The 25,339-nt window shown below is 39.8% G+C and carries 22 protein-coding genes and 1 pseudogene; 14 read left to right on the forward strand and 9 right to left on the reverse strand.

Going from position 1 to position 25,339, the window contains the following annotated elements; translation table 11 throughout:
* Nucleotides 1–13 precede the first annotated feature (13 nt).
* Entirely contained in the window at nt 14–1,396 is a 1,383-nt protein-coding gene (locus tag BC751_RS03055; RefSeq protein ID WP_130274267.1) for a methyltransferase RsmF C-terminal domain-like protein, read from the forward strand.
* Nucleotides 1,397–1,399: 3 nt separating this feature from the next.
* On the opposite strand, the gene hflX is transcribed toward BC751_RS03055, so the two are convergent.
* Nucleotides 1,400–2,665: a GTPase HflX gene (hflX, locus tag BC751_RS03060; protein ID WP_130274268.1), complete on the reverse strand. Its 1,266-nt coding sequence runs from the start codon at nt 2,663–2,665 to the stop codon at nt 1,400–1,402.
* A 110-nt stretch (nt 2,666–2,775) separates the two neighbouring features.
* Between hflX and rfbC the strand changes: the two genes are divergently transcribed.
* The 11 genes from rfbC to BC751_RS03115 all read left to right on the forward strand — a co-directional run bounded on the left by rfbC (nt 2,776) and on the right by BC751_RS03115 (nt 13,138).
* Nucleotides 2,776–3,327: a dTDP-4-dehydrorhamnose 3,5-epimerase gene (gene rfbC / locus BC751_RS03065; protein WP_130274269.1), complete on the forward strand. Its 552-nt coding sequence runs from the start codon at nt 2,776–2,778 to the stop codon at nt 3,325–3,327.
* Nucleotides 3,328–3,338: 11 nt separating this feature from the next.
* Nucleotides 3,339–4,088, forward strand: a complete 750-nt coding sequence (locus BC751_RS03070; protein WP_130274270.1) for a tyrosine-protein phosphatase — start codon at nt 3,339–3,341, stop codon at nt 4,086–4,088.
* Complete coding sequence (locus BC751_RS03075) at nt 4,085–5,050, forward strand: NAD-dependent epimerase/dehydratase family protein (protein ID WP_130274271.1); 966 nt, start codon at nt 4,085–4,087, stop codon at nt 5,048–5,050. The genes BC751_RS03070 and BC751_RS03075 overlap by 4 nt, the downstream gene beginning before the upstream one ends.
* A 145-nt stretch (nt 5,051–5,195) precedes the next feature.
* A complete protein-coding gene (locus BC751_RS03080; protein WP_130274272.1) occupies nt 5,196–6,611 on the forward strand; it encodes a tetratricopeptide repeat protein in 1,416 nt (471 codons plus the stop codon).
* Between the two features lie 34 nt (nt 6,612–6,645).
* Nucleotides 6,646–7,416 (forward strand): phosphosulfolactate synthase, encoded by a 771-nt coding sequence (locus tag BC751_RS03085; RefSeq protein WP_130274273.1) that lies wholly within the window; start codon nt 6,646–6,648, stop codon nt 7,414–7,416.
* A gap of 56 nt (nt 7,417–7,472) precedes the next feature.
* Entirely contained in the window at nt 7,473–8,408 is a 936-nt protein-coding gene (locus tag BC751_RS03090; protein ID WP_130274274.1) for a polyprenyl-phosphate transporter, read from the forward strand.
* Complete coding sequence (locus tag BC751_RS03095) at nt 8,405–9,145, forward strand: shikimate dehydrogenase family protein (RefSeq protein ID WP_130274275.1); 741 nt, start codon at nt 8,405–8,407, stop codon at nt 9,143–9,145. Before BC751_RS03090 ends, BC751_RS03095 begins: the two co-directional genes overlap by 4 nt.
* Nucleotides 9,146–9,173: 28 nt before the next feature.
* Entirely contained in the window at nt 9,174–10,424 is a 1,251-nt protein-coding gene (locus tag BC751_RS03100; protein WP_130274276.1) for a pyridoxal-dependent decarboxylase, read from the forward strand.
* 227 nt (nt 10,425–10,651) lie between these two features.
* Nucleotides 10,652–11,998, forward strand: a complete 1,347-nt coding sequence (locus BC751_RS03105) for a PhoH family protein (protein ID WP_130274277.1) — start codon at nt 10,652–10,654, stop codon at nt 11,996–11,998.
* 164 nt (nt 11,999–12,162) lie between these two features.
* Nucleotides 12,163–12,486, forward strand: a complete 324-nt coding sequence (locus tag BC751_RS03110; protein WP_130274278.1) for a hypothetical protein — start codon at nt 12,163–12,165, stop codon at nt 12,484–12,486.
* 298 nt (nt 12,487–12,784) lie between these two features.
* Nucleotides 12,785–13,138: a hypothetical protein gene (locus tag BC751_RS03115; RefSeq protein ID WP_130274279.1), complete on the forward strand. Its 354-nt coding sequence runs from the start codon at nt 12,785–12,787 to the stop codon at nt 13,136–13,138.
* Nucleotides 13,139–13,215: 77 nt separating this feature from the next.
* On the opposite strand, the gene BC751_RS03120 is transcribed toward BC751_RS03115, so the two are convergent.
* The 6 genes from BC751_RS03120 to BC751_RS03145 all read right to left on the reverse strand — a co-directional run bounded on the left by BC751_RS03120 (nt 13,216) and on the right by BC751_RS03145 (nt 21,049).
* On the reverse strand, nt 13,216–13,971 hold the full coding sequence (locus BC751_RS03120; RefSeq protein WP_130274280.1) for a LytR/AlgR family response regulator transcription factor: 756 nt from the start codon (nt 13,969–13,971) through the stop codon (nt 13,216–13,218).
* Between the two features lie 132 nt (nt 13,972–14,103).
* Nucleotides 14,104–14,841 carry a LytR/AlgR family response regulator transcription factor gene (locus BC751_RS03125; protein ID WP_130274281.1) on the reverse strand — a complete coding sequence of 246 codons (738 nt, stop codon included), beginning with the start codon at nt 14,839–14,841 and terminating at the stop codon, nt 14,104–14,106.
* Between the two features lie 12 nt (nt 14,842–14,853).
* Nucleotides 14,854–15,906 carry a sensor histidine kinase gene (locus BC751_RS03130; RefSeq protein WP_130274282.1) on the reverse strand — a complete coding sequence of 351 codons (1,053 nt, stop codon included), beginning with the start codon at nt 15,904–15,906 and terminating at the stop codon, nt 14,854–14,856.
* 90 nt (nt 15,907–15,996) lie between these two features.
* The gene (gene uvrA / locus BC751_RS03135) at nt 15,997–18,828 is read right to left on the reverse strand and encodes an excinuclease ABC subunit UvrA (RefSeq protein WP_130274283.1); all 2,832 of its coding nucleotides are present in this window, start codon (nt 18,826–18,828) and stop codon (nt 15,997–15,999) included.
* Nucleotides 18,829–18,937: 109 nt separating this feature from the next.
* Complete coding sequence (locus BC751_RS03140) at nt 18,938–20,737, reverse strand: DUF748 domain-containing protein (RefSeq protein ID WP_130274284.1); 1,800 nt, start codon at nt 20,735–20,737, stop codon at nt 18,938–18,940.
* A 66-nt stretch (nt 20,738–20,803) separates the two neighbouring features.
* Nucleotides 20,804–21,049 carry a hypothetical protein gene (locus BC751_RS03145; RefSeq protein ID WP_341272820.1) on the reverse strand — a complete coding sequence of 82 codons (246 nt, stop codon included), beginning with the start codon at nt 21,047–21,049 and terminating at the stop codon, nt 20,804–20,806.
* A gap of 145 nt (nt 21,050–21,194) precedes the next feature.
* On the opposite strand from BC751_RS03145, the pseudogene BC751_RS03150 reads away from it, so the two are divergent.
* A pseudogene (locus BC751_RS03150) lies at nt 21,195–22,706 on the forward strand (IS1634 family transposase).
* Between the two features lie 129 nt (nt 22,707–22,835).
* Here BC751_RS03150 and BC751_RS03155 read toward each other — a convergent pair.
* A complete protein-coding gene (locus tag BC751_RS03155; RefSeq protein WP_130274285.1) occupies nt 22,836–23,777 on the reverse strand; it encodes a lytic transglycosylase domain-containing protein in 942 nt (313 codons plus the stop codon).
* 2 nt (nt 23,778–23,779) lie between these two features.
* Nucleotides 23,780–24,514 carry an LOG family protein gene (locus BC751_RS03160; RefSeq protein ID WP_130274286.1) on the reverse strand — a complete coding sequence of 245 codons (735 nt, stop codon included), beginning with the start codon at nt 24,512–24,514 and terminating at the stop codon, nt 23,780–23,782.
* 196 nt (nt 24,515–24,710) lie between these two features.
* Between BC751_RS03160 and BC751_RS03165 the strand changes: the two genes are divergently transcribed.
* The gene (locus BC751_RS03165) at nt 24,711–25,322 is read left to right on the forward strand and encodes a YkgJ family cysteine cluster protein (protein WP_130274287.1); all 612 of its coding nucleotides are present in this window, start codon (nt 24,711–24,713) and stop codon (nt 25,320–25,322) included.
* Nucleotides 25,323–25,339: the final 17 nt, after the last annotated feature.

The following is a 25,339-nucleotide window of genomic DNA, read 5'->3' on the forward strand; positions in this document are numbered from 1 at the left end:
GAAAAATTTAAGCATGTCATCAATCCAACTTCCTGAAGCTTTTGAAGAAAGAATGAAAGATTTCCTTGGTGAAGAGGAGTTTTTTAAATTCAAACAATCTCTGGAAAATGAACCCAAAACTTCCATTCGTTTAAATCCTTTCAAAAATGTGAAGGAAATCGGGAATTTGTCCAAGGTTCCCTGGTCCAATTGGGGGTATTATTTGGAAGACCGTCCTAGCTTTACCTTGGATCCTTTATTTCATGCCGGCGCATATTATGTTCAGGAAGCCTCATCCATGTTTTTGGAGCATATTCTGCACTACTTACAGGTCCCCAAAAATGGAATCTTTCTGGACCTGGCAGCAGCGCCCGGGGGCAAATCTACCTTATTGGGTAGCTATCTGGGAGAGGAAGGATTTCTTGTAGCCAATGAAGTCATTAAAGCCAGGGCCTCCATCCTGAAAGAAAACATCATCAAATGGGGCATTGGGAACACCTTGGTTACTCAAAATGACCCGGAACACTTTTCAAACCTAGAAGGTTTTTTTGACCTTGTGCTTGTAGATGCACCATGCTCCGGAGAAGGTATGTTCAGAAAAGATCCCGATGCGCGAAATGAATGGTCACCCGAGCATGTGAATCTATGCGCCATGAGACAGGAAAGGATCATGGACCAGGCTGGAGCCCTTGTCAGGGCGGGTGGCTATCTCATATACAGCACCTGCACATTCAATGAACAGGAAAATGAGGATATGCTTCGGTTTATTTGCTCAGAGTTTTCCTATGAACCGGTAAAACTACCTTTGGAATCTTCTTGGGGCATTGTAGAATCCGAATTGGAAACAGAATGCAAATCCTTTTATGGATATAGATTTTACCCTCATAAAGTTGATGGTGAAGGATTATTTATCTGCGTTTTAAAGAGGTCTGAAGACGCGTACAGCCAAGACCCCCAAAAAGGCAAGGATTTTAAACATCCATTTATCAAGTCAGAAGGTAAAACCATCAGCCAAAAACTTATTGAAACCTTAGGCCTTCCGGAAAGCTCATCCATTTACAGTCTTCAGGGGAGTTATTTTAGGATTCCCGGACAGTTTCAGCAGCACTTTGAATTTCTGACCCGATTCCTGAACATCAAATATTTTGGGGTGGAATTGGGAAAATTCAACAAGGACCAATTTGTGCCGACACATGAATGGGCAGTCAGCATTTTTCCCAAAAAGGGATTCGCAACATTTGAATTAAATGAAATACAAGCGCTGGAATTTCTTAGAAAAGAAGAAACCCATCTATCTGGGGCTCCGGAAGGATGGGTTTTGGTTACATTTAAACAGCTCCCTTTGGGATGGATCAAGAATCTTGGGAACAGAACAAATAACAATTATCCCAAAGAGTGGCGGATCCGGATGAAGTAAAAATTACTCTTCCACATCAAATTGAGACCAATTAATGGTTTCGCTTTCGAGGTAGTGCGGATAAATTTTAAGATGCTGTTTTTTCACTTCTTTTACCAGAGCTGCTCTGAACTCCTCTACATTTGTGCCATCGTGGGCTGCCATGAATACCGGCGCTATCCCTGTCTTTTTCTCATAAGCTTTGGACAATTTCTCAAAATCCAGAAAATTCTGTTCCTCAAGCTCCAATTCTGTCATATTTTGTCTTTCTTCCTCACTTGGCATTTTTGGCACCAAATCAATTTTGTTAAAGACCAATAACATGGGCTTGTCCCCTGCGCCAATTTCATTCAAAGTATTTTTTACCACCGCAATATGGTCTTCAAATCCAGGATGGGAGATATCCACTACATGTACCAGCAAATCAGCCTCTCTGATCTCATCTAGTGTAGATTTGAAGGATTCAATGAGGTGAGTGGGGAGTTTTCTGATGAATCCCACGGTATCTGAAAGCAAAAATGGAATATTGTCCAACACAACTTTTCTGACCGTCGCATCAACTGTTGCAAACAGTTTATTTTCAGCAAGGATATTGGTCTTGGTGATCAGGTTCATCAAAGTACTCTTGCCCACATTGGTATAACCTACCAAAGCTACCCTTACAATTCCCTTCCTGCCTTTACGTTGGGTTTCACCCTGCTTTTCTATTTCTTTGAGTTTGCTTTTGAGCAGGGCTATTTTATTCCGAATGTCCCTTTTGTCCGTTTCGATTTCTTTTTCCCCTGCACCACCTCTGGTACCAGTTCCGCCCCTTTGTCTTTCCAAGTGGGTCCACATTCTGGTCAAGCGGGGAAGTAAGTATTGAAACCTGGCCAATTCCACCTGGGTCTTAGCCTGCGCAGTCTGTGCCCTTTTGAGGAAAATATCCAAAATCAAAAGGGATCGGTCATAAACTTTCACCTTGAGTTCATTCTCCAGGTTCCGCATTTGGGAAGGGCTCAAGTCATCATCAAAAATAACCATATCCACCTCAAAATGCTGGACATATGCCTGAATTTCTTCCAGTTTACCAGAACCCACAAAGGTCTTCACATCAGGCTTTTCCAATCTTTGGGTAAACTTATATACAGTCTTGGCCCCCAGAGTTTCAGCCAAAAAAGCCAATTCCTCCAGGTATTCCTGAACCTGCTGTTCAGATTGCCCTTGATGGATCAATGCCACCAAAACGGCCGTTTCCTGCTTGGGAGCAGTATCATATAATTTTTGAAGTTTTCTGGAAAATTTACTCATATGTTATATCAAGGAACGGAGCACTCATTTAGTTCCATTTGTATTTGATGTAAATTTACCAACCTAGCGGGAATAACTGTTATATTTGACATTTATATCAAAGAATAGTGATGAAAATAAAAGAAACACCGCTGGAAGGGGTTTTGGAAATTTTTCCCAAAGTTTGGGAAGACCATAGAGGATATTTTTTTGAATCCTACAGGGAAGATATCCTAATAAATGCAGGAATCAAAGAAAGTTGGGTACAGGAAAATCAGTCTTTTTCCTTGGCTGGAACGCTTAGAGGCCTACACTTCCAAACAGGAGATGATGCACAGGCCAAACTGGTCCGGGTTATTTCCGGAAGAGTTTTGGATGTAGTTGTTGATTTAAGACCGAACTCTAAGACTTTTGGTGGCGTTTATACTGTTGAACTCAATGCAAAACAGCACAATATGCTATTTGTGCCCAAAGGCTTTGCGCATGGTTTTTCTGTCTTGGAAGATGCTATCTTTTGTTATAAATGTTCCAATTATTACAAGAAGGAAAGTGAAGGTGGCATCTTATGGAGTGACCAAGAACTAAATATTGACTGGAAAATTTCAGATCCGATTTTATCTGAAAGAGACCAAACCTGGCCGACTTTCAAAGAGTTTGTAACAAATATAACTCTCGGGCAATAGTTTATCGGGAAATGGGATTATTAGACATATTCAAATCACAAAAGAAAGAGGAGGTTGGAAATTTCAGTCTTAAGTGGCTGGAAGTGGATATGCATTCCCATCTGATTCCAGGCATAGATGATGGAGCAAAGACCTTGGAGGAATCCGTTGTCCTTATCAAAAGATTAAAAGATTACGGCCTACGGAAAATCATCACTACCCCCCATGTCATGACGGAATATTACAGGAATACACCTGAAATTATACGTTTGGGACTGGAAGATGTACGCCTTGCCCTTCAAAAAGAGGAACTCGATATTCAGGTAGATGCCGCAGCCGAATACTATTTGGATGAGATTTTTCTGGAAAAAGTAGAAGCTGGACAGGAGTTATTGACCATCAAAGACAACTATGTGTTGGTGGAAACAGGGTTTATGAATAAGCCTCAAATTTTATTGGAGATTTTTTTTGCAATGGAAATGAACGGTTACAAACCCGTTTTGGCCCATCCGGAGCGTTACCATTACCTCATCAAGGATCCGGATCTGTTGGAAGACCTGTTGAACCGAGATGTTTATTTTCAGATCAATCTCTTATCATTGACAGGGTTTTATTCCAAACCAACGAAGCATTTTGCTGAAATGCTTATTGATGAAAAAAAAGTAAAACTTTTTGGGACCGATTGTCATAACCAGCGTTATCTTGACATGTTGGAAACCCTTCCCCAATCCAAATATTTTGAGAAAATCCAGGAATTGGATCTGCTCAATCAAAAGCTATGAAAATATTAATAACAGGTGCTACAGGTTTATTTGGAAGCCATCTTGCCAAGAAATTTGCTTCACTCGGAGAAATTTATGCTTTGGCCAGACCCACAAGTGATAAAAGGCTCTTGGGAAAGCTTTCAGAAAAGATCCACTGGATTGAAGGTGATCTCTTGGATGAAATATCTTTAGAAGAAGCGCTAGCCGGAAAAGATTTGGTCATTCATTCGGCAGGCATGGTTTCTTTCCGATCCGAAGACAAAGACCTACTGATGCAGATCAATGCCAGAGGAACACAAAATCTCATCAATGGCATGTTGTCATCTGGGGTAAATAACATCATCCATATATCCTCGGTGGCTGCATTGGGAAGAAGCCCGGAATTGAACACAATAGATGAGACCCACAAATGGTCGGAATCTGATCTAAATACGCCCTATGCCATATCCAAACACCATGCTGAACTGGAAGTGTGGAGAGGAGTTCAAGAAGGGCTGAAGGCCATGGTAGTTTATCCCAGCGTATTATTGGGAAAAATTTCAGACCAGAGAAGTAGTACTCAGATTTACAATTATGTGCTGGAGGAGAACAGCTATTTTCCCAAAGGAACGGTAAATTACATAGATGTCAGAGATGCGACGGAAATTGTCTATCAGCTTTATCAAAAAGAACTTTGGAATGAAGGTTTTATTCTGAACAAGGAGGGCATAAGCTATCAAAAGTTTTTTGAAGTAATGGCGCAATCTTTTGGCAAAAAGGTACCCTCCAAAGAAGTGAAAGACTGGATGCTCAATTTTGCTTTGATTTTTACCTGGCTTGGTAAAAAGTTAGGCTTGAGCAAAAGCCCACTCAACAAACAGACAGCCATGCTCGCCCAATTGGAAGTAGTCATGGATAACAGCAAGGTGGACAGCATTTTAAAATTCAAATATACCCCACTTTCTGAAACACTGAATTGGGCAAAATCGAACGAAAATTGAAACAATCTCGTTTTGTTTGAGTGATGTAATCAATTGGAAATACCCAAATTTAAACACCCAAAATCACCATCCTTAAAAAAATTATTGAATTGGAATTTTAAGACGCCGATTTATTTGGTATCTTAAATAAACAAAACTGAAGCCGATGACCGGAGACTTTGAAAACGAATGGGAAGAAGACAAAGAGTTAGTAGAAAGATTTGAAAACTCCATGAAATCCAATCTGGATTTGTACTTCGAAGAGGAAGAATTTGAGAACATTATCCGGTACTACTTTGACCAACAGAAATTTGTCAAAGCCCTTAAAGCAGCAGAACATGCGCTCGGAAAATTTCCTTACAGCATAGAAATTAAACTTCTAAAAGCCAACTGCCTGATTTTCAATGATGAATTGGATGAAGGCTTGGATATTTTGGAAAATATAAACAACCTCTCCCCAAACAACGAAGACATTATTTTAGCATATGCCAATGCGCTGATGATGGCTGATAGCGCTAAAGAAGCCATTCAAATGTTGGAAGACTTTCTTCCTTTGGCGGAGGATAAGGCCGAGGTGCATTACATGCTGGGTAATTTGTTCAGGGCAGAAAATGACACCAACAAAGCGATCCACCATTACAAAGAATGCGTCAAAATCAGGATAAACCATGAAGATGCCCTTTTTCAGTTGGCCATGATCACTGAAGAAGACGGATCCTTTCATGAAATACTGCAATTCTATCAGGAGTTTATCGACCAAGATCCCTACAGTGCAGGGGCTTGGTATAATTTGGGTGTTGTATACAACAGATTGGGCAGGTACGAAGATGCGATCAAGGCCTATGATTATGCCCTGATCATTGATGATGCTTTTGCTTCTGCTTACTTCAATTTGGGTAATGCTTATATGAATACCCAGCAGTTTGATCTGGCCCTGGAAGCTTATCAAAACACCATAAACTGCGAAGGGGCCAATGCAGAGAACTGTTGCTATCTGGGTGCGGCCTATGAAAAATTGGACCAGATTGACATGGCTTTCAAATATTTTAAAAAGTCGGCCAAACTGGATCCTGAATATGACGATGCCTGGTTTGGGCTTGGGATGTGCATGCTCAAAAAAGAAAAATATTTTGAAGCCATCCACTACTTCAAAAAAGCCATCAAACTGACCGGGGAAAACCCAAACTACTGGGTAGGTCTTGCTGATGCAGAATACCATTTGGGCAATTTACAGGCTAGTGCCGAAGCCTATGAAGAAGCCATCAACCTTGAGCCCGGCATCATGGAAACCTATGTGAATCTTTCTATCATCTATTTTGATCAAAACCGTTTTGAGGAAACCATCGATGTGATGAAAGAAGGCATCGAAGAATTACCGGAGGAAGCGGAGCTTTATTATAGAATGGTCGTATATCTCCTAAAAACTGGCAAATACAAAGAAGCCTTTACTTATTTGGAAAATGCATTAACTTTGGACTTCGAAAAGCATGTAATTTTATTTGATCTGATGCCTGAAATCAAACAACAAAAGGCAATATTTAAAATTATAGCGCAATTCAGAGAAGATTCTTCGTCTTCTTGAGTTAAATGGTTAACCAATCCGAAATTCCAGCAGAATGAATTACGTTCTTAAGAATCTCCCGATACGTACTGAAAAGCCACGTGTTACAGGCTTTACTATGGTGATGGACAAGGGTCTGAGTATCAGGGAAGTTGAAAATTTTCTAAGTGCCAACAGCGATTACGTTGATATTGTAAAATTGGGATGGGCCACCTCCTATCTTACCAAAAATCTTGCAGAAAAAATCCAGGTGTATAGAGATGCAGGTATCCCTGTTTATTTTGGAGGCACACTTTTCGAGGCGTTTGTCATCAGAGATCAGTTCGATGATTACAGAAGGGTGTTGGAGAAATATGATCTGGGTTTTGCAGAAGTTTCCGATGGATCCATAAGCATGCCCCATGATAAAAAATGTGAGTATATCCGTATACTTTCTCAGGATGTGACAGTCTTGTCCGAAGTAGGTTCAAAAGATGCCGCCAAAATTATCCCTCCTTATAAGTGGATAGAGCAAATGCAGAAAGAACTTGACGCGGGTTCCTGGAAAGTGATTGGCGAAGCAAGAGAAGGGGGCACTGTGGGGCTGTTCCGTGATTCAGGTGAAGTCCGACAAGGCTTGGTAGAGGAAATCCTCACCAAAATACCCGAAGAAAAAATAATTTGGGAAGCACCGCAGAAAGAACAACAGGTCTGGTTTGTCAAGCTATTGGGAGCCAATGTCAACTTGGGCAACATTGCTCCTAATGAGCTCATCCCATTGGAAACCATAAGACTTGGCTTAAGAGGAGATACCTTTGACCATTTCTTAGGAGACCATCCTTTGTAATATTATGAAACTTAGGCTGTCAGGAAATCTCCTGGCAGTCTTTTTTATTTGACCGAATGTACCAGTTAAAAGATTATATTTTGCTTTTTTTAAAAGGTATGTCCATGGGGGCTGCCGATTTGGTTCCCGGTGTTTCCGGTGGTTCCATTGCATTGATTACCGGAATTTATGAAAAGCTTTTGGACAGTATCAAATCTATTGACGGCAAAGCTTTAAGCTTGTTGAAAAACTTGGAAATCAAAGCTTTTTGGAAACATATCAATGGCAGGTTTCTATTAACCCTCTTAGCGGGCATCCTTACCAGTATATTTACACTTTCTAAAATCATTTCTTACCTGATGGAAGAACATCCCATACCATTATGGTCTTTTTTCAGTGGACTCATTGTCATATCCGCTTTGATAATTTTGAGGGATATTAAGAGGTGGAACTGGGGGGTAATCCTTGCCATCATTCTGGGAACTGTATCCGCATACCTGATTACTGGATTACCGCCAATAGGTTCTCCGGATGCACTTTGGTTTGTATTTGTGGCAGGTGCCATTGCCATTTGTGCCATGATTCTTCCCGGAATTTCCGGTAGCTTTCTACTTTTGATCTTGGGCCAATATGAAAGGGTCCTTCAGGCAGTAAACCAAAAAGACCTTATCACGCTTGGGCTATTTGCTTTAGGATGCATCATAGGACTACTTTCTTTTAGCCGGCTGATCTCATGGTTATTGAAAAATTTTCATGCTGTTACTATTGGGCTGTTATCTGGTTTTATGCTTGGATCTATCAATAAACTTTGGCCTTGGAAACAGGTCATCTCCTACAGGCTAAATTCCAAAGGACTTCAACAGCCCTTTATTACAGAAAATGTCCTGCCACATCACTATCTGGAGGTAACAGGTCAGGAATCACTTATCTTATATGCTGCTTTAGCATTTTCTTTTGGTGTATTCCTGGTATTGGGTATAGAGCGGACAGCTTATTATATAAACAGAAAATGAGGAAATTCGGACTGATAGGATATCCACTTGGCCATTCTTTTTCGAAAAAGTATTTTACCGAAAAATTCGAAAAAGAGGGAATCCGCGACTGCAGTTTTGACCTCTACGAAATAGAGGATATCTCCCTTTTTCCAGATCTTCTTCAGCACAATCCCGAGCTCGAGGGCTTAAGTGTGACCATACCTTATAAGCAAAAAATTATCCCATATCTTCACGAATTAGATACAGCCTGTGAAAAAATAGGTGCCGTAAATTGTATACAGATCAGAAAGGGCAGGTTAAAAGGCTTTAATACGGATTACATAGGTTTTAAAATCTCTTTAGAAAACTGGCTTAAAGGTGAAAAACCCAAAGCATTGGTGCTAGGAACAGGCGGTGCATCCAAGGCAGTTGTTCAGGCGCTCCAGGATCTGGGAATTTCTTATACCATGGTTTCAAGAAGTCCCTCTTCAGATATTTCCTGCATCAGCTATGAAGACCTGAATGCAGATGCCTCTTTTCTGGAAAACCACCATTTGATTATCAATACCACTCCTTTGGGTACCTTCCCAAAAACGGAAGAAATGCCGGAAATCAATCCGGAATTTATTACACGAAAACACAAAGTATATGACCTGGTGTACAACCCGGAAAAAACTTTCCTGATGCGTTCATTGGAAGCCAGGGGGGCAATAGTGAAAAATGGCTTAGAAATGTTGATCCTACAGGCAGAGGCTGCCTGGAAAATTTGGAATTAATTTCTTAACCATTTATTCATTAATTATCATGTACTGGAAGAAAAAATCACACGAACAGATCAAAGAATATGTTTTCAAAGCCCTGGATCAAAACCTGGATTACAGGGGCGATCGTCCTATTTTGGGCATACCTGGGACCTACCTGGACACCACAGAATTTTATCCCGATGCGCCTTTTCTAAAGGACGCTCCATATATGTCAGCCATGGTCCGGAATCCCAACCATATTGGGGTCCACACCCTGAGTGACAAATCGGTCCTTGAGGTTTTTGAAGGCACCCAAAAAATCGAAAAGGAATTGATCAAACTCGTGGCTGAGGAAATTTTTAATGGAGACCCCGATGGACAGGATGGCTATGTAGCCACTGGAGGTACTGAGGCCAATATACAGGCCATGTGGATTTACCGAAATTATTTCAAAAAAGAATATGGGGCGCGTTTGGGGGAAATAGGACTGGTTTATTCTCAGGATTCTCATTATTCCATGCCCAAAGGTGCCAATATTCTGAACCTTACCAGTATCATACTGGAGGTAGATCCTGATACAAGGGAGATCAAAAAAGATTCCTTGGAAAGTAAAATTAAGGCAGCGATGTCAAGTGGCATCAAATATTTTATCGTAATCGCCAATCTTTCCACTACCATGTTTGGTTCCGTGGATGATATTGACATGTTGGGTGACTTTTTTACAAACATGAATACCCCCTTCAAAATCCATGTGGATGCAGCTTATGGAGGATTTATCTATCCCTTTACCAATCCGACCAGCCGCTTTACTTTTCAAAATCCCTACATGAACTCCATCACTGCTGATGGACATAAAATGCTACAAACACCCTATGGAACAGGCCTGTTTCTGATCAGGAAGGGATTTATTGAGTATGTAAAAACGGATGAAGCCCAATATATCCCTGGAAAGGATTACACCATCAGTGGCAGCAGGTCTGGGGCCAATGCCATTTCCATGTGGATGATTTTACAGGTTCATGGTTCTGAAGGCTGGAAGTATAAAATGGAAACACTCTGTGACAAAACAGAAAGAATCTGTAAAAAACTGGAAGGTATGGGAGTAGAATATTTCAGGAATCCTTATCTGAATATTATTGCGATCAAGGCCAAGTACATCAGTAAAGAACTTGCCTATAAATATTATCTGGTAGCCAATTCTTATGAATTTGAACCTGAATGGTTCAAAATTGTCGTGATGCCCCATGTCAAACAGGGTACCATCGATGCATTCCTGATGGAGTTGGAAGGAGAAGTCAATCAACTGAAATAAATCATATCAGTCATACATTCAAAGACCACTTTTGAAAAAGTGGTCTTTGTCTTTTTTAGGAAAGCAGTAGTAGGTAAGCACAGAAATTCAACTTTTATAAAACTGATATTCAACTGGATAAGATTGGAGCATTATTAATTTTCCGGAATTTCCCTTAATAAAATGGCAATCTAAATTTTATTTTTCTAACTTATTCCTAACTAATAACCACTAAAATTTTATTGTTTATGCCAAGAGCTAAATCCGATAAAGACCGCAAAATCTTTGTGCTGGATACATCTGTTATCCTTTATGAGCACAATTCCATCATGAATTTTGCCGAACATGATGTGGTCATCCCGATTACTGTATTGGAAGAGCTCGATCAGTTCAAAAAGGGAAATGATACCAAAAATTTCGAAGCCAGAGAATTTATCCGATTATTGGACAATCTAGCCAAGGATAAAATGATCCACAATTGGACACCCCTGAACGGAAAAACCAAAGGCAACTTCCGGGTCCTCATGAACCCCGACAATAACATCAATGCAAATATTATTTTCGGGGAAGAGAAAAATGACCATAAAATTCTGAATGCTGCGCTACACCTGAAGCAAACAGAAAAAAACCGAAAAGTAATTCTTGTCAGTAAGGACATCAACTTGAGGTTGAAAGCAAAATCCCTGGACATCTATGCTGAGGACTATGAAACCGGCAAAATCAAAAACATCACCGAAATTGAGAATACAGGTAAATATATACTTGATGACCTGGATCCACTGATCATCAACCAATTATATGAAAACCATGCTGTCGAAGCAAAAAAAGTACTTGGCAACAGGAAAAGAAAAGCGAATGCTTACTACATCTTAAAGAGTGATAAAAATTCAGTCCTTGCCTATTACAATTCAGAGGAAAATACCTTAGAGAGGGTTGATAAAAAATTGGCTTACAATATCAAACCTAAAAATGCTGAACAGACTTTTGCACTTCATGCCATCCTCAACCCAAGAGTCAAGCTTGTTTCAATACAAGGGGTAGCAGGAACAGGTAAAACCCTTTTGGCGTTGGCAGGTGCTTTGGAACAAAGAAGGGATTTCAAACAAATTTATCTTGCCAGGCCAATTGTACCTCTGAGCAATAAAGACATAGGCTACCTTCCAGGGGATATCAAATCCAAGTTAAATCCCTACATGGAACCTCTTTGGGACAATTTAAAATTCATTCAGAACCAATTTAAAGAATCTGATAAAGAATATCAAAAAATCACCGAATTGGTAAACCAAGAAAAACTTGTCATTCAGCCCTTGGCTTATATCAGAGGGAGATCCCTGTCCAACATCTTTTTTATAGTGGATGAAGCACAAAACCTAACCCCCCATGAAATCAAAACCATAATCAGCAGGGCTGGGGAAAATACCAAAATTGTATTCACTGGTGATATCTTCCAAATTGACACCCCCTATCTGGACAGCCAAAGTAATGGTCTGTCTTATCTTATTGATCGGGTCAAGGACCATCCACTCTATTCACATATAAAACTGGAAAAAGGCGAAAGATCTGAACTGGCCAATTTGGCGAACGATCTTCTGTAAATCAGTGATATTTTTAGGTATCCGATAGATTATTTTAAAAATCTATCGGATTTTTATTGATTGTTTTTGAAACCTTCTTTTTCTTACGCCGTACCTGTTATTCGAATGCTGAAAAAACAGCATAATTATTTAATGGATAAACGATAAAAAAAGGATAAATGAGTATGAAAAAGTTTCTTTCAATCCAAGTAAAAAAATACGCGAACGTAGCGTTCGTGGTAGTTCTTATGCTGATGTCTTCTCAAGTTTTGGCTTCAAAAGAAGTTTCCGAAAATCTTAGAGTGGAAGATGAAGCACTTCCCGAACTCGTACTTGAACTTCAGGAGCTAAAAACCTCTCCTTCAGTTACAATCATTAATAAATATGGAGAAATAATCGCTCAGTTTTATGGAGCAAAAGAGGAAATTGAATCAAAATTCTTAGAAACATTCGAAAAGTCTAAGTTTATCTTGAATCACGGAAACCATTATTTTTATCTGATGGACTAAATTTGGGAAAATAATTATCCGAAAGCAATAACTAACTATAGCAAAGCCGATAGAATCTTCCGAATTCTATCGGTTTTTTTCATACTATTCTGAAAAGCTTTGCAACTATTTCTTCAAAGAAATCATCATAAAAAATGTATTAAAAACAAAATATCTGTGTACGATAACGTACAGGTAAAGAAAGTAAAAATATTCTATTTGATTGATTTTAAGGCATTTATGAATTTGGGATGAAATTTGGCATATACAAGTCATAGCAGCAATGCTCGGGAATGAAAAGAACAAAAAAACAAAGAAAATGAAACCAACTATTTTAACTCAAAAAAATGTCTGTGCTTTTTTAGGACTAATCATGGCATTGACAATCTTGTGGAGCGCGAAAGCGGAGGCGAAAGTTGATAGCATCAACGAGGTAATTCCAATGGAATTGTATGAAAGCAAAGAAACTGTACAGGAAGAGATTTTACCACAACTAGAAATCGATTTTTCCAAAGTAAAAACCGAACCTACCATCACTTTTATCAACAAATATGGAGAAGTGATTGCTGAGTTTTATGGTGAAAAATCAGTTTTAGAGTCTAAATTCAAAGATTTTTTTGAAAAGGGCGAGTTTATTACTGCATCAGGAAAACATGAATTCTACCTTTTGTAAAGCAGTTTAGTTGATTGTTTGGTTTTTTGAAAAAGAAAAAAGGTGAGTTTTGCTCACCTTTTTCTTTTTGTGTCTTTTTAACTTTCAGTAATAGTATTGAGTTTGGCAAGGAAGCTGTTGTAATACTGTCTCCCTACCTGAACTACCGCACCGGACATCAAAGTAATGTCTTTTGTATTGAAACTTTCAATCTGTCCCAGCTGCACTATAAAAGACTTCTGCACCCTTAAGAAAAGATGGGAAGGCAACTTGTCTTCCATATCTTTCATAGACTTCCTGATGGTAAAGTTCCTGCCTTTTGTATAAATGGTAACCATATTACCATTGGCTTCCACATAGTAGATGTCCTTATAGGGAACCCTTTCGTAAGCATTGTCCGCCTTGATAAATACAGCATCAGTCACCAAATAAGGGCTATCATCCTTGGCTTTGGTAGCAAGAGCCTCAATACTTGGTTTGGTCCTTTTGTTATACAGTACGATTTCAACTATTGCATGGATGTCGTTGGTATTGAAAGGTTTTACTATAAAACCCGCAGGATTGATTCTTTTAGCTCTTTCGATGATGGTTGGATCACTGTAAGAGGTTACATATACCAAGGGCACCTCTATCATCTGTTTGATGATTTCTCCAAGCTCAATACCATCCTTATCACCCTTAAGTTTGATGTCCATAAACACCAAATCGGGCTTGTATTTTTTGATGATTTTTATAGCCTGATTGGCAGAATTGGCAATATCAATATTAACATATCCTAAAAGTTCTAAAATCTCCTCAATGTTCTCTGCAATGTTAACATCGTCTTCAACGATAAGAATTCTTTCCTCTTTCATAGATTATTTTTTGGGAAACAGTAAAATATAAAAGCTTTATAAATGACCTAACAAAGGGCTATTTACAAAATTTAACTTTTACAATCAAATAAATGCATTTTATTTTTCTTTGCGTTGAACTATTCTGCTAATTTATAGACTCATCATATCTTTGAACCGTGCTGCCTGTCTTCTGCTGACCTCAATCCTATCTCCCCCTTTTAAGGTAACCACAAGACCACCATTAAACCAAGGCTCTATTGCCTCTACCCAGCTCAGGTTGATGATGTGTTTTCTACTTGCTCTAAAGAACGATTTTTCATCCAGACGCTCATCCAGGGCATTCAATGACTTATGGATCATGGGTTTATTGTTATCAAAATAAACCTTAATGTAATTTCCATCAGATTCAAAGAGCCTTACATTAGAAAGCTTGACAAACCAGCATCTGTCTCCATCTTTTACAAAAACCTGGTCATCCAATGTCAGTTTCTTGTTTAGATGGGCGGCTGTTGCCTCACCCTGTCTTTCCGAACTTTCACTGAGTTTTTTCTGTAGTCTTTCAATGGCTTCCCCAAGTCTCTTTTGCTCCACTGGCTTCAATAAATAATCCAAAGCATTGACTTGGAATGCTTTTAGGGCATATTCATCATAGGCTGTGGTGAAAATCACATGGGGAACATTGTCCAATTCTTCCAGAAGGTCAAAGCCCGTTTTTTCCGGCATCTGAATATCCAAAAACACAACATCCGGTGAAAGGGATTCGATTTTTTCTTTCGCATCATCTACGTTGTTGGCTTCACCAACAACTTCTACTTGGTCAAATTGGGAAAGAAGGTTGATCAGCTCTTTTCTGGCCAATCGTTCATCATCGATTACTAATGCTCTCATTTTGTTGGAATTTTAACCTAATGTAAGGCTTTGTTTTGGAATTTTTATTTCTGTTATTACAAATTCATCCCCTGAATTATAGATTTTGAAGGACGACCTGTTGCCATAAATTAATTTTAAGCGTTGAATGGTGTTGCTGATTCCATGGCCTTCACCATCACGCTTTTTAATGAATGCATTGGACTTAAGCTGACCACTGTTTTTAACTTGAATTACCAGGTGATCTGTGATCCCCTCATAACATTTGATTTCTATCAGGCCACCTTTAACCCGGTTAGATATCCCGTGTTTGATGGCATTTTCCACAATCGTCTGTAGCATCATTGGGGGAACCTTGAAATCATATGCTGCGGGTTCAATATTATATTTTACGGTCAACCTTTCTTCAAATCGGATGGACTCCAAATTAAGATAATCCTTGACAGTATTGATCTCGTCCTCAAAATCAATCGTCCTTTTCTTGTCCATCATCAAAGAAAAACGGAGGATATTGGAAAGCTGGGTAATGGCCAATTTAGCCTTTTTGGGGTCTTCATCAACCAATGCACGAACAGAATTCAGTGCATTGAAGATAAAATGTGGGTTCAATTGACTCTTGAGGTGATTGAGCTGGATCTCATTGATCTTTGCCTGATATTTCAAACTCTGGTTGTAATTGTCCAAAAAATGGAAAAGGAAATACAACATCGACCACAGAGAATAAAAAAGAAAACTCACAAAAATATTTACCGATATCACTACCGGACGGAAATCCACTTCCGGATCCAATGTATCAAAGATCAGGTTGATCAAGATCTGAGCAATCATGTTGAGTACACTCAACAAAGCCAGACCAATAAGGGTATTGAGCACCAAACTGCTGAAAGACAGGTTCAACCAACCATATTTTTTGACAATGTTTCGAAATAGATGGGTTGAAATCAGGTAAAATGCCGCCAAAGAGGTAAAAGCGCCTACCTGCACCGAGGAAATCCCTCTGTCAAGAGACACAAAAAAAAGGTTGATCAATGCATAGCTTGACCAGCCCAAAATCTGCAAACTCCAATATAAACGAATCCTATTCATGCCTGATCCAAATATAATCAAGGCAATAATAATGCCTCCAAATTTTTACAGCAGGGCAATATTTCTGCAATGGTAGGTCATTCTAAGTGCTTAAACCAATTCCAGTTTTAAAAATTTGGCAGTATGGCTGCTACGATGATTTGCTACTTCTTCCGGAGTTCCTTCTGCGATAATTTGTCCTCCTTTATCTCCTCCCTCTGGCCCCAGGTCGATAATATGGTCTGCCACTTTAATAATATCCAGATTATGCTCAATAATCAAAACCGTATTACCCTTATCGACCAATTTATTCAATACCCCCAATAGATGTTCAATATCCTGAAAATGTAAACCTGTCGTAGGTTCATCCAGGATATAAAATGTCTTTCCGGTATCCTTTTTGGAAAGTTCTGTCGCCAACTTGACCCTCTGAGCTTCTCCTCCTGACAAGGTAGTAGCATGCTGGCCTAAAGTAATGTAGCCAAGCCCCACATCATTTAAGGTCTGTATTTTTCTGAGAATTTTGGGTTGGTTTTCAAAAAACTCTACTGCTTGCTCTACAGTCATATCCAGAACATCCGAAATGGATTTCCCCTTGAACCGGACCTCAAGCGTTTCCCTATTATAGCGCTTGCCTTTACAGGTCTCGCAAGGGATATGAACATCCGGAAGAAAATCCATTTCAATCAACTTCATACCTGCCCCTTCACAGTCTTCACAGCGGCCTCCTTTCACATTGAAGCTGAACCTCCCAGCTTTATAACCCCTGATTTTTGCCTCGGGAAGTTCTGTAAATAATGCCCGGATATCAGTAAATACCCCCGTATAAGTCGCTGGATTCGACCTTGGCGTCCTTCCAATCGGAGACTGATCTACCTCAATCACCTTGTCCAGGTGTTTAAGCCCATCAATCGATCCATAAGGTAGTGGCTCCCGTTTTGATCTGTAAAAATGCTGATTGAGCAATGGAAACAATGTTTCATGGATCAGTGAACTTTTTCCAGATCCTGATACACCGGTCACACAGATCATTTTCCCCAACGGTAATCTCAGGTCCACATTTTTAAGGTTATGTCCGGAAGCCCCTTTAAGCTCAATAAAATCCCCACTTCCCTTCCTTCTTTCTTTGGGAACCTGGATTTTTAACTTTCCTGAAAGGTATTGGGCGGTGGTACTGCCTTTCTGAAGTATCTGTTGCGGGGTACCTGCTGCCACGATCTGACCTCCATGCCTCCCGGCACCAGGACCTATATCCACCACGTAATCCGCCTCCATCATCATATCCTTATCGTGTTCAACTACCAATACAGAATTTCCTAAATCCCGTAAATCTTGTAATGCTTTGATCAATTTGACATTGTCTCTTTGATGCAAGCCAATACTGGGTTCATCTAGAATATAAAGTACCCCCACCAGCTGTGTGCCTATTTGGGTGGCCAACCTTATCCTTTGGGCCTCTCCCCCTGAAAGTGTTTTCAAAGGTCGGTTAAGCGAAAGATAATCCAACCCTATATCCAACAAAAAACCGATACGCTTCCTGATTTCTTTAAGTACTTCCCTGGCAATAATCTGCTGTCTTTCATTGATTCTGTCTTCCAGCCCTTCAAACCAAACTCCCAACGAAGCAATATCCATCATCGCCAATTGACCAATATGCATATTGTCGATTTTGAAGTGTAAGGCTTCTTTTTTGAGCCGGTATCCTTCGCAATCAGGGCAGACCTTGGTACTTGTAAACTCACTTACCCAATCCTGGATTTTGTCAGACCCGCCTTCTTGCTGCTTTTGAAGGAAATTGACAATCCCTTCAAAAGTAGTATGCCACTGCGTTCCGGGATATTTGACTGAATCCACGGCTACCTCCACTTTATCACCATAAAGCAATATATCTACCACCTCATCTGGAAGATTTTCTATGGGCGTACTGATGCTGCATTTATAATGCTTCAGTATAGCCTCAATTTTCTTAAAAATCCAAATATCCCTGTACTCTCCAAGCGGCGCTATGCCTCCCCTTGTAATACTCAAAGTGGGGTCAGGGATAATGCTTTCTTTGGTGATTTCTTCAATCACTCCAAGACCACTGCAGGTTGGACAGGCACCATAAGGGCTATTAAAAGAAAACGTATTAGGTGCAGGTTCATCATAGGAAAGGCCTGTCGTGGGATCCATCAAATATTTTGAAAAATGGTGGATATTCCCCTCTTCATCCCTTAACATAATGACTCCTTTGCCATGTTGAAGCGCCGTTTTTAGGGATTGACTGATTCTATATCTGTCCTCCTCGTCTGCTACAATCCGGTCTACTACAATTTCAATGTCATGGATCTTGTAGCGGTCCAACTGCATCTTGGGCACCACCTCCATCACCACGCCGTCCACTCTGACTTTTGAGAAACCCATCTTTCGGATCTGCTCAAAAAGCTCCCTATAATGCCCTTTTCTACCTTTAACTATAGGCGCTAAGATGTACAGTTTTTTGTTCCTGAATTTTTCAAAAAGCTGTTCTATGATCTGATCTTCTGTCTGCCTGATCATTTTATGCCCGGACAGATAGGAATAGGCCTCACCAGCCCTCGCATAAAGAAGCCTCATGAAGTCATAAATTTCAGTAACTGTTCCTACTGTTGATCTTGGATTTTTCGAGGTGGTTTTCTGCTCAATGGAAATAACCGGAGAAAGACCGTTTATCTTATCCACGTCAGGCCGCTCCATCCCTCCTAAGAAAGACCTCGCATAGGCCGAAAAACTTTCCATATACCTACGTTGCCCCTCCGCATAGATGGTGTCAAAAGCAAGTGAACTTTTACCACTTCCGCTTAATCCTGTAATGACCACCAATTTGTTTCTTGGTATGGAAAGGTCTACATTTTTCAGGTTGTGTTCCCTTGCCCCAAAAATTTCAATGTATTCTTCTTTTTGCGCTGATAATAGGTCTGACATGGAGGAGATTTGCATTATTTAAGCCTGCAAAATTACGAATTAAACCGAGGGATTCCTATCTGAAATCCACCATTAAAACAGCAAAGCGCAGGCAAGGTTTCACAAAAATCTAATCTGTTTTTTTATTTTGTCTTCTTTCCTCTCTTCTTTCTTTATGGGATGACTTTTCATGTTCAGATGCTGTTTTACTGACATCAGATTTTTGGGAAACAAGGGTTTTTGAAGAATTGGTAGTTTCAGCCAGCCTTATCTGCTCTTTCTTTTTTAACTCTTCCAGATCATCTCCGGTCAAAGTCGATTTCAGTCCCGAAAAAATAAGCTTCCACCAATAGGCAAACATGGATTTATGCGTATCCCGGATATAATATACTGTACCTGCGACGGTTTCCCCGTTTTTTTTAGGATTGTTGGATTTGATGATCAGTGTATTGGCAAGAAAAGAACCGACTTTTCGAAAGAAATTATTATCTCTTTCAAAATTTGGATTGAGCAGGGCAAGTTCAAGGTTCTCATAAAGAACAGTAAGTTGGCCTGTGCCATCATAATCGTTTCCTTTGATATCAAACACCAAACTGTTTAATTTCCCCGACTTGACAGTGGCCTGTGACTGGGGCTCAATCATAGGATCCAAGGCTTTCAGTTCCATCGGCCCTAAACTGCCCTTCAAGGTAAAGTCTCCTTTCTCACTTTCCAATTCATATTGAGCCAGGGCCTTCAACATTCCCTGCCCCATCAACTTCCCGCTTGCTTCTAATTTTAACAGTTTATTTTCACCTCTTCTTTCAACAAAATTCGAGAAATTGATGATGTGTACCTGCATGTCCGAGAAATACAAAAACCCGGACCTAGGGGATTTATTATCAGGCCTTTCTTCAATTTTCAAATAGGCATTATTTACAAAAATATGGTCAATATGGATGACTTGGCCCAAATCCTTGAAAAGCTGATGTACCATCTGAGGGCGCTTCTGTCTGTCCTCCACTTTTCTTTTATCCACAAAAATCTCCACCCGCATATCACTTGCAAAAACGGAATCAACCTCTATGATGCCTTTCCGGAAAAAACTTCCGAAGTGAACTCCCCTTAAATCCAATTTGGCATTGTCTATTTCAGTCCATGACTGCCTTTCGGCAAACTGAGAGGTATACTGGTATTTGCCCTGCTTGTTGAGCAAACCCATGTAACCAAAAAACATGCTTTGGTTATCCGTGTCCAAAATGATGTCTTTGACCAATGCATGTTGTCGGAATTGATCAAAATGGAAAACTGCTTCCCCAATACTTCCCTTCACCACATCCACATGAAAAAGAGACTGGGGATCCTGAATGTCATCTTTGGTCAACCGAAACCCTTGAACCTTCAGATCCATGTCCTGGAGAGAAATCCTAACAGAATCATAGAGGTTATTGACCAATTCAATGGAAAGGTCATTTAAATCAAAATATTTGACGCTTAAAGATTCATAATCCTTGGACTTGGCTTTTTTGGGTTTCCTCGGTCTTTGCTGTAGGGAATCAAGAGGAGGCGTGGAAGAGATGATGATCATTTTACTGATCAATGCCGAATCCACGGAAATGGAATTCCTCAACAGGAATTCCGACCATTTAAACCCAGTCAGGTCCAACTGATCGATGGTCAAGTCCATTCTGATATGCTCCTCATCCAATTCTTCTGATGGCTTAACCTTAATGTCTCTGATTTTCAGGTATGTCCCAAAGTAATCATAATCCAAAAGAATCTGACCGAAAGTAACCTGATGATCTCCAAACAAGCTGGCCCTTGTAATCAGATTGGTCACAATCCGGTCAGCATTGGCATTAAGGTAACTGTTGATTAAAAAAGGAATGCCTCTTAAGACCAACAAGAGGACAACAAGGAGGGCAAAAAGCCAGATTAAAAATTTCTTCATTCCACCAAAGTTATGCACTTAAGTTATTGAAAAATAAGGACTTTTTTCAACAGAAAACAGGGATAATTATTTAACCGGAAGCTTGATAAAATAATCCTGGTTTTTTCCCACGGTAAGTTTCGTGGAGCGTAACCAGGGATTATGCATTTTCAGTTCTTTGTAACTGCTGTTATGCCTTAGTGCCCACTGGGCAAGGTTTGGAATACTTTGGTTGACTTTTAGTTCCCTGAATAAAGGAAGGCTATAGTAATCGTTCTTTTTAAGCTCAAAACCGTATTTTTCAGGGTTTTCAAAAATTTCCTTGAAGGCCAAAATCCTGAAAATATAGCGGCTGGTCTCATCACCTGACTTCGACAGTCGTCAGTCCCATTTTTACATAAAGTATTGAAATATAGATCATTATAATTTTCAGATTCTCAATTTGGGTGTCCCGGGGTGGTTTTTTGTACTTTTAGGCATGTTTGTTCGGAGAAAACCCAATAAAAGTGGCAAGATCAGTGTTCAGGTAATTGAGAAGATCAAAGGTAAAAGCAAGGTTGTAAAAACGATCGGAAGCAGTTCTGATCGATCTGAGGTTGAAAGACTTTTTATTCTTGGGGAGGAATGGATAAAAAACCATAAAGGAGCACTTGAAATCCCCTTCAGTGATGAAGAACGGATTGCCGATTCTGTTCTGGAAAGTGTTGAAAACATCACTGTTTCAGGTACCGAGCTGCTTTTGGACAGGATTTTCAATGATATTGGGTTCAGCGCAATCCAAGATGATATCTTCAGGTGGCTGGTATATTCCAGGATCTGTTTTCCTGCCAGCAAGCTGAAAACCTGTGATTACCTGCTCACCTACCACGGCCTCGAATTCCAGGTTCAGGACCTTTACAGGTACATGGACAAGCTTTACAACAACTATAAGGAAACGGTCCAGCTGATCAGCTTTGAAAATACCAAGAGAATACTCGGAGGGAGTATCAATATCGTTTTCTATGATGTTACTACGCTTTATTTTGAAGTGGATCATGAAGATGATCTTAGAAAGAGTGGTTTTTCCAAGGAGGGAAAGCATCAAAATCCACAGATTGTTTTGGGTCTGCTGGTTGGACTAGAGGGATATCCTCTGGCTTATGAGATTTTTGAGGGAAACAAGTTTGAAGGGCATACGATGATCCCTGTGATAGAAGCTTTTAGAAAGAAGTATAGCTTACCTGCTCCGATTGTTGTTGCCGATTCAGGTTTACTGTCAAAAAGCAATGTAAAAGAGTTACGGGACAACGGTTACGAGTTTATTCTGGGAGCAAGGCTGAAAGCTTCCCCTGATAAAAGTAAAGAGAGGATATTGGCTTTTGAACTTGAAAACGGCGAGAGCAGGCTGCTGGATTGGGAGGACGGGCTCAGAATGGTTGTCAGTTATTCAGACAGAAGAGCCAAAAAAGACAGGATCAACAGGGAGAAAGGTCTTAAAAAGCTCGAGAAACAGTTAAAATCAGGAAAGCTCAACAAAAGCCACATCAACAACAGGGGCTATAACAAGTATCTTAAAATGGAAGGGGAGGTAAAGATTGCCCTTGATATTGAAAAGTTTGAACAGGATGGGAAATGGGACGGTCTCAAAGGGTATATTACCAACACAAACCTTGACAAAGACGAGGTCATTGAGAATTACAACAACCTTTGGAAAATAGAAAAGGCCTTCAGGATAACCAAAAATGAAATCAAAGTCAGGCCTGTTTTCCATTATAAACAACGCAGGATCGAAGCACATATAAGCATCGCATTCGTCGCTTACAAAGTGTTTAAGGAACTGGAAAGGCAGTAATTGGAAAAAGGACCAAAACTTTCTCCTCAGAAAGCCATAGAAATAGCAAAAGGGATTTACACTGTTGAAATACAGCTCAAATCTTCAGGTAAAAAGCTGAGAAAGACCCTATTTTTGAACGAAAGTCAACAAAAACTCGCAAAAATGTTCGGTTTTTGATTTTGGGTGTCCCAGTGTCGAAGTCAGGAGGAGGGCAAAAAGCCAGATTAAAAATTTCTTCATTCCACCAAAGTTATGCACTTAAGTTATTGAAAAATAAGGACTTTTTTCAACAGAAAACAGGGATAATTATTTAACCGGAAGCTTGATAAAATAATCCTGGTTTTTTCCCACGGTAAGTTTCGTGGAGCGTAACCAGGGATTATGTATCTTCAGTTCTTTGTAACTGCTGTTATGCCTTAGTGCCCACTGGGCAAGGTTTGGAATACTTTGGTTGACTTTTAGTTCCCTGAATAAAGGAAGGCTATAGTAATCGTTCTTTTTAAGCTCAAAACCGTATTTTTCAGGGTTTTCAAAAATTTCCTTGAAGGCCAAAATCCTGAAAATATAGCGGCTGGTCTCATCATTTAGAAAAAGCTCGTAATAGTTTTCAAAACGCTGCTCCTCTTTCCTTTTCCTCAAGCCCGCAATTCCCATATTGTAACTGGCCGCTACTGAGGTCCAATTTCCAAACCGGGCATAAGCTGCTTTTAGATACTTACAGGCAGCTATGGTGGATTTTTCAAGATGATACCTTTCATCCACCTCATTGTTTACTTCCAGTCCATACTCTTTTGCCGTAGCTGGCATCAGTTGCCAAAAACCACTGGCACCTGCCGGGGAGACCACATTCAAAAAACCTGATTCTGCCAAAACCAAATATTTGAAATCGTCAGGAATTCCGTGTTCCTTGAGAATTTTCTCAATGATGGGAAAGAACTTGCCTGAGCGCTTCATCAACAAAACCATATTGGACTGCCAATAGGCATTCACATAAATCTCCCGTTCAAAACGCTCATAGACATCAGATTTATCCAATGGCACAGGCTCGCCCGAAAAAGAGATTTTTTGCGGAAGATCAAAAATCCGGACTTTTGCTTCGGGTATGGTAAGTTCTACTTTATCACCTGCAGGTGTCTCCACGATAAACTGATCGGCCATTCTATTCTTTTCCTGGTTTTTTTGATAGATAAAAAAAGCAAACAGAATGGCAATCAGCCCATAAAGAACAAAAAGGTGATAGCGTCTCATGATCAATAATTTGGCGTAAGCAGGTACTTGCTGTAAAATTCATCAATGACTTTTACGGCTTCAGTCGCATCATCAACCACAAAGAAAAGGTCAAGGTCTTCGGCATTTATGTAAGCATGCTGCTGAAGCAGAGTATTTTTGATCCAATCAATCAAGCCTCCCCAAAACTCCTTACCGACCAAGACAATAGGAAATCTTCCGATTTTAATTGTCTGGATCAAAGTAAGTGCTTCAAACAATTCGTCCAAAGTCCCAAATCCCCCTGGCAGGACAATAAAGCCCTGAGAGTACTTGGTAAACATCACCTTTCTGACAAAAAAGTAATCAAAACTGATGAGTTTATCCGGGTCAATATAAATGTTACCCTTGGCTTCAAAAGGCAATTTGATACAAAGTCCAACAGATTTACCATTTTCAGAATTGGCCCCTTTATTGGCAGCTTCCATGATGCCCGGCCCACCACCTGTGATTACTCCATAGCCATGTCTGACCAACTTGGCAGAAATCTCTTCGGCCATCATATAATGTGGATGGTTTTCCGGTGTTCTTGCAGAACCAAAGACAGAAACACAGGGTCCTATTTTGGCGAGTTTTTCAAAACCTTCAACAAACTCTGAAATTACCTTAAAAATCACCCAGGAATCAGTGCTCTTTATTTCGTTCCAGTCTCTCTCTTTAAAAGCCTTCCTGATTTTTTCCTCTCTTTTTTCTTCAAAATTATCAAATCTACTGCTCATCAATCTAAAATTTAAATATGGAGAAATATAGTACCAAATCGCGTACCCAAACGCTCTAAATTTAAAACAATAACGTGCTAAATTAGAAGTCAGTTCTTTTTTCCCAAACAACTTTTTGATGAAAAAATCATTTTTAATCGCCCTATTGCTTTGATTCTTAAGTCTTTTTACCTTCGCAAACTTTTCTTTAAAATCTATGAATCTTCAGGAAAAATCACAGGAAGTCAGGAGGGTATTTGATGAGCTGGATGTGGAAACCAAGGCTTTTTTGGAAGCAAGCAAACTTACCTGCATTCCCGGCTGTGGTTTTTGTTGCTCAAACCCCAAAGTGAATGCCTCTGTGCTGGAGTTTTTGCCTTTGGCCTTTGACTTATATGATAAAGGTAAAGCTGAAAAAGCATTGGAAATGCTGGAAAGCAAAGATGAGGAAAGCTTCTGTATCATTTATAAATCTATGTCCTTGGATAACACAAAGGGATTCTGTTCGGATTATACCAACAGGGGATTGATATGCAGACTGTTCAGTTCTTCCTCCCGTAAAAACAAAGAAGGCAAAAAGGAAATCATCACCTGCAAAAAAATAAAAGAAGGTAAAAAATCAGAATTTGAAGCAGCTTCCAAATCAATAAATGAAGACCTTCCAATTCCCTTAAATTCCGGAATTTATAATCAACTATATAACATTGATTTTCAGCTTACCGCACAGCAGTTACCGATCAATCAGGCCATCAAAAAAGCCATTGAAGTGGTACTGACCTATAAATTTTATACTGAAAACCAGGAACCTGAAGCCAGTGAAAATTTTTGATGCCAGCTTTTTGATGT

The sequence above is a fragment of the Cecembia calidifontis genome (assembly GCF_004216715.1).
Lineage (GTDB): Bacteria > Bacteroidota > Bacteroidia > Cytophagales > Cyclobacteriaceae > Cecembia_A > Cecembia_A calidifontis.

What these genes read in the sequence shown, in the direction of transcription:
- BC751_RS03095 (WP_130274275.1), top strand. Translation starts at nt 8,405, where the DNA reads ATGAGGAAATTCGGACTGATAGGATATCCACTTGGCCATTCTTTTTCG.
- uvrA (WP_130274283.1), bottom strand. Translation starts at nt 18,828, where the DNA reads ATGTCAGACCTATTATCAGCGCAAAAAGAAGAATACATTGAAATTTTT.
- BC751_RS03110 (WP_130274278.1), top strand. Translation starts at nt 12,163, where the DNA reads ATGAAAAAGTTTCTTTCAATCCAAGTAAAAAAATACGCGAACGTAGCG.
- BC751_RS03080 (WP_130274272.1), top strand. Translation starts at nt 5,196, where the DNA reads ATGACCGGAGACTTTGAAAACGAATGGGAAGAAGACAAAGAGTTAGTA.
- BC751_RS03140 (WP_130274284.1), bottom strand. Translation starts at nt 20,737, where the DNA reads ATGAAGAAATTTTTAATCTGGCTTTTTGCCCTCCTTGTTGTCCTCTTG.
- BC751_RS03165 (WP_130274287.1), top strand. Translation starts at nt 24,711, where the DNA reads ATGAATCTTCAGGAAAAATCACAGGAAGTCAGGAGGGTATTTGATGAG.
- rfbC (WP_130274269.1), top strand. Translation starts at nt 2,776, where the DNA reads ATGAAAATAAAAGAAACACCGCTGGAAGGGGTTTTGGAAATTTTTCCC.
- BC751_RS03115 (WP_130274279.1), top strand. Translation starts at nt 12,785, where the DNA reads ATGAAACCAACTATTTTAACTCAAAAAAATGTCTGTGCTTTTTTAGGA.
- hflX (WP_130274268.1), bottom strand. Translation starts at nt 2,665, where the DNA reads ATGAGTAAATTTTCCAGAAAACTTCAAAAATTATATGATACTGCTCCC.
- BC751_RS03160 (WP_130274286.1), bottom strand. Translation starts at nt 24,514, where the DNA reads ATGAGCAGTAGATTTGATAATTTTGAAGAAAAAAGAGAGGAAAAAATC.
- BC751_RS03085 (WP_130274273.1), top strand. Translation starts at nt 6,646, where the DNA reads ATGAATTACGTTCTTAAGAATCTCCCGATACGTACTGAAAAGCCACGT.
- BC751_RS03120 (WP_130274280.1), bottom strand. Translation starts at nt 13,971, where the DNA reads ATGAAAGAGGAAAGAATTCTTATCGTTGAAGACGATGTTAACATTGCA.
- BC751_RS03075 (WP_130274271.1), top strand. Translation starts at nt 4,085, where the DNA reads ATGAAAATATTAATAACAGGTGCTACAGGTTTATTTGGAAGCCATCTT.
- BC751_RS03055 (WP_130274267.1), top strand. Translation starts at nt 14, where the DNA reads ATGTCATCAATCCAACTTCCTGAAGCTTTTGAAGAAAGAATGAAAGAT.
- BC751_RS03105 (WP_130274277.1), top strand. Translation starts at nt 10,652, where the DNA reads ATGCCAAGAGCTAAATCCGATAAAGACCGCAAAATCTTTGTGCTGGAT.
- BC751_RS03125 (WP_130274281.1), bottom strand. Translation starts at nt 14,841, where the DNA reads ATGAGAGCATTAGTAATCGATGATGAACGATTGGCCAGAAAAGAGCTG.
- BC751_RS03130 (WP_130274282.1), bottom strand. Translation starts at nt 15,906, where the DNA reads ATGAATAGGATTCGTTTATATTGGAGTTTGCAGATTTTGGGCTGGTCA.
- BC751_RS03090 (WP_130274274.1), top strand. Translation starts at nt 7,473, where the DNA reads ATGTACCAGTTAAAAGATTATATTTTGCTTTTTTTAAAAGGTATGTCC.
- BC751_RS03070 (WP_130274270.1), top strand. Translation starts at nt 3,339, where the DNA reads ATGGGATTATTAGACATATTCAAATCACAAAAGAAAGAGGAGGTTGGA.
- BC751_RS03100 (WP_130274276.1), top strand. Translation starts at nt 9,174, where the DNA reads ATGTACTGGAAGAAAAAATCACACGAACAGATCAAAGAATATGTTTTC.
- BC751_RS03155 (WP_130274285.1), bottom strand. Translation starts at nt 23,777, where the DNA reads ATGAGACGCTATCACCTTTTTGTTCTTTATGGGCTGATTGCCATTCTG.